Raw genomic sequence first — 2,113 nt, forward strand, 5'->3', positions numbered from 1 at the left:
GCCACGACGGGCCACAGCGACCACGTCATCACGAAACTCCTGCGGGTAAGGCTTGGGCACGACGACATCCTTCCAAGTGAGGCCGAAGCCTCACACGTCAGGTGTCAACCAAACCCTGGGCAGACCCCCTAGATGCGGTTGAGTGCAGTTTAACGCACATCCATCCTCCCAAAATCCTCCCAAATCTTTACTCCCAAAGATCAACGACGGCGGGAATGACCGCCGCCCCACTCTCGTCGCGGTGTGACCTATCCCGCAGTCCCGGGTGTGCGCTCGGCGAGTCATAACCACCTACCCGAACGGCTCACAGCCCTCCACTGCTGCGACGGCGGGACAGAGACCTGCGTGGAGAGCACGCCATCGGGGCGCGCCCAAGCTCTTCCGATCCCCGGATCACCTCCACATGTGTGGAGAGCACTGGTCCAAGCTTCGAACCAGAACACGCTGCGCGGGCCACCTCCACGTGCGTAGAGAGCACGACCAGGCGACGCACGGACCCTCGATGAATTTCGGACCACCTCCACGTACGTGGAGAACACATCGAGTTCCCGCTCCCTACCAGCCCCTGCACGGATCACCTCCACGTACGTGGAGAGCACCGTCAGCTGCGCCACCTCGCCTACGACCGGAACGGACCACCTCCACATGCGTGGAGAGCACCCAGACGCGGACTTTGACGACCTTGATGCCAGCGGACCACCTCCACGTGCGTGGAGAGCACGGGCCCCACCTGGGAAATCAGGAAACACGGGGACGGACCACCTCCACGTGCGTGGAGAGCACACTCCTTGACGTGGTCTTTTAGAACGGCGCTTGCACGTTTTCGCACCGACGCGGCAACCCGATGGACCTCCGCCTTGTTCCGCACGACATGAAGTCCATTCCCTTTCCGCGTTCGGCATCGCCACTCGATAGCATCCCGCTTGGCGAGAATTTTGGGTGGCTCGGCGACGATGCGACCGTGGCCTAAAGTGCGTCCTTCATCGACGGATCCGAGCCAATCGAGGTTTCGAGAGGGGCACCATCGTCGGCCCGCCTCCGAAGTTTGCAACACCGAGGGACAGCAGCATGATGAACCCTATGCCTGAACACCCGGCAGCGGATCATCGATCGATCGCGTTCGTGTCTCGAAACGAGCAACCGTCGCTGTAAAATCGCAGTTCACGAAGTGTCTTCTCCACGCACGTGAAGGTAGTCCGCCATATCTGCCCGGGTACAGGACCCCATCTGAGTCTTCTCCACGCAAGTGAAGGTAGTCCGGGCGCTATCGCGTCTGTTCTAGAGGCGGTCGAGTCTTCTCCACGCACGTGGAGGTGTTCCGTCGTTCCACACCGCATCAGCACCCCCGTCGGGGTCTTCTCCACGCACGTGGAGGTGGTCCGACGTCGCAGTCGCGGATGTCGGACATCCCCGGGTTTTCTCCACGCACGTGGAGGTGGTCCGGTGTCCATGATCTCCCCGGTGGCGTCGGTGACGTCTTCTCTACGCACGTGGAGGTGGCACGCCCGCTGGGTGACCGACCAGATCACCGGTACCGCCTTCTCCACGCACGTGAAGGTGCTCCGCCTCCGTGTCGGCGGGCGTGTCTTGTGGTTCGCCTCGTCCTCTTCACGCAGGTGGCGTAAGCAACCAACCAGGTTGGCCGCGCAACTCTGCTCCAGCCTCCGCCGGGACGGCACTGGGATTAGGAGTTGCACTCGCTGTCGTGCCCCGAGCAACACCTCTGAGTGGCACACCCGTCACCGGTGCTTGATCAGCGTCCGCAGATGCTCTTCGGCGTGGTGGACCGCGGTGTTGATGTCCTGGGTCTGGCCTGCGGACATCGTTCGTTGGCCGAGGCCTGAGACCGTGAGTACGGCGGCGAGTTGGTGTCTTTGTTCAGTGGTGAGGTGGGCATAGAGCGTCTGGTTCCTCAGTGCTTCGCGGGCGGCGTAAGCGTCGGAGAGCGCGGCGGAGACGACCGTCTGTCGCAACTGCGTGAGGGCTCTAGGGGGTGTCCTTAAAGTGGGTGTGGGTGACCTGGTTTGATCTTGGTTGATGGTGCGTAGGCATGAGCTGACTGATGAGCAGTGGCAGGTCATCGAGGCGTTGTTGCCGGCCTCGGGTGTGGCGG

At 62.3% G+C, this 2,113-nt stretch carries 1 protein-coding gene; it reads right to left on the reverse strand.

All coding sequences use genetic code 11. The features are described from left to right. Positions 1 to 1,739: 1,739 nt before the first annotated feature. The coding region (locus E1181_RS31920) for a hypothetical protein (RefSeq protein WP_207922402.1) at positions 1,740 to 2,113 on the reverse strand (374 nt) is incomplete at its 5' end.

Source organism: Saccharopolyspora terrae (genome assembly GCF_004348435.1).
In the GTDB taxonomy this organism is placed as follows: domain Bacteria; phylum Actinomycetota; class Actinomycetes; order Mycobacteriales; family Pseudonocardiaceae; genus Saccharopolyspora; species Saccharopolyspora endophytica.